Annotated in this window: 2 protein-coding genes; one reads left to right on the top strand and one right to left on the bottom strand. The window is 73.6% G+C overall.

The window, feature by feature from the left end; genetic code table 11:
- Positions 1–199: 199 nt before the first annotated feature.
- Entirely contained in the window at positions 200–1378 is a 1179-nt protein-coding gene (locus KY469_22915; GenBank protein MBW3665943.1) for an MFS transporter, read from the top strand.
- A 112-nt stretch (positions 1379–1490) separates the two neighbouring features.
- Here KY469_22915 and KY469_22910 read toward each other — a convergent pair whose 3' ends face one another.
- Entirely contained in the window at positions 1491–2024 is a 534-nt protein-coding gene (locus KY469_22910; protein MBW3665942.1) for a hypothetical protein, read from the bottom strand.
- Positions 2025–2125 lie beyond the last annotated feature (101 nt).

The following is a 2125-nucleotide window of genomic DNA, read 5'->3' as shown; positions in this document are numbered from 1 at the left end:
GGCCCTACCTGGGCCCCCTCGTGTCACGCCCGGTCGACTGGACGCCGCTCCAGCGCTGGCCCGATCCTTTCGGGGGGTACGGCCGCCCGCGACCCGCCGACGAGGACGTGTGGCAGTTCTCCACGTTCCTCGTCCCCGGCCTTCCCTGAGGAGCACGGCCGTGCGCCGACTGTTCGTCCTCGTCGCCGCCATCGCCTTCGTGGACATGCTGTTCCACGCGGCACTCTCGCCGCTGCTACCGCACTACAGCGAGGAGCTCGGGCTGTCGAAGGGCGCGGCCGGCGTGCTCAGTGCCGCCTACGCCGCCGGCACGCTGGCCGGCACCCTGCCCGCAACCTGGCTCGCGATGCGCCTCGGCGCGCGGCGCTCGGTGCTCGTGGGCCTCGCCCTGGTGGCTGCCTCGACCCTCCTGTTCGCCTTTGCGAGCGCACTCGTCTGGCTCGATCTCGCGCGCTTCGTTCAGGGCGTCGGTGGGGCCTTCACGTGGATCGGGGCGCTGTCGTGGCTGATGCTCGAGGCCGAGTCGAAGCGGCGCGGCGAGCTCATCGGTGGTGTTCTCGCAGGCGCCGTGGCGGGGGAGCTGATAGGCCCGGTCGTCGGCAGCGCGGCGACGCTCAGCTCTCCCGAGGTGGTGTTCTCGCTGCTCGCGGCGCTCGTCGCGCTGCTCCTGTGGGCCGCGTGGGCCACCCCGGCCGCCACATCCAGGCGTCCCGTCGACCTCGCCGCGCTCGGGCGCCTCGATCGGGAGCGTCGGCGCATCCTTGTCGGCTGGTGGCTCGTGACGCTCCCGGCCGTGTTCGCCGGCGTGCTCACCGTTCTCGGGCCCCTCCGCCTGGATGAGCTCGGAGCGAGCGGCGCCGCGATCGGCGCGGTGTGGCTGGTTGCGGCCGGGGCGGAGGCCATCCTCAGCCCTCTGATCGGCCGGCTCTCGGACCGGCGCGGGCGGATGCTGCCCATCCGGACGGGCCTGGCCTGCGCCGTACCCGCGGCGCTCGTGCTCCCGCTGCCCGGCCACGCCGTCCTGGAAGGCCTCGCGATCATTGCTGCGGTGGTGGCGCTGGCCGCCTTCTGGGCACCGGCGATCGCATCGCTGTCGGACACCGCCCAGGCGACCGGCGTCGCCTACGCGCTCGTCTTCGCGCTCGTGAACGCCGGCTGGGCGGCCGGCCAGGTCGTCGGCGCCGCGGGCGGCGCGGCGCTTGCCGGCCTCACCACCGACGCCGTGCCCTATGGAGCCCTGGCCGCCCTTTGCCTTCTGACGCTCGCGCTGTCGGTGGCGGATCGGCGCCCCGGCCAGGGCTTCAGTGCGGCGACATCACCCTCGAGTCGCTCCGCATGCCCCTCCCGAATGCCCTACGAGGCGGCGAACACCTCGTAGCGCTGCTCGCCCGCAGGTCATCCTCCGGGTCCCGGTAGGTGATGGCCATGGCCGTGCCGCCAAAAGGATGAGCGGGCCTGCAGAGGCGACAGGCCCGCGAAGGTCGGCCGGGCTACCCCGTCGAGCCGGCGTCACCGCTGGTGAGCACGTCGCGCGCCTTCTCCAGCGGTCCGCGCGAGGGATCGGGCAGGCGGTCGGTGATGCGCTCGACGTCGCCCCGAAGCCCGACCACGGTCTCATGCACGTCGGTCAGCTGGCCGGCGAGGTCACCGACGCTCTTGTTGAGGTGGGACTCATCGTCCTCCAGCGCCGTGATGACCTCATGGAGGGCGCCAAGGCGGGTCTCCACCGCGCGGCCCAGGTCACGCACACCCTGGTTGAGGTAGGAGTCCTCGCTGGCCAGGGCGCCGGCGACCTCGTGCAGGGCGTCGTCCTGCACCCCGAGCACGAGCACGGTGGTCCCGTCCGGCGGCCGTGTCGTGCCCATGGCGTAGTGCACCGCGTCCGCGTCGAACAGCGGGTGTGGCGGCGGCTCGGGGGAGCGACCGAAGAAGGAAAGGCTCTCGAGTGCGCCCGCGTGGTGCAGCGCCCCGCCGAGGGCCAGGCCCATCCGGCCGGGGCCGATGACCGCCATTCGGTCGCTCACGCGGCGCCGCTCACCTGGATCCCCGCCCTCTGCCGCAGCCGCCCCAGCGTGGGCGTGGGCAGCCGGGCCGTGATGTCGATGGTCGTACCGCGCTCCTCCCG

The organism is Actinomycetota bacterium, assembly GCA_019347575.1.
In the GTDB taxonomy this organism is placed as follows: Bacteria; Actinomycetota; Nitriliruptoria; order Nitriliruptorales; family Nitriliruptoraceae; genus JAHWKY01.
This window is presented reverse-complemented; position numbering and strand designations above follow the sequence as displayed.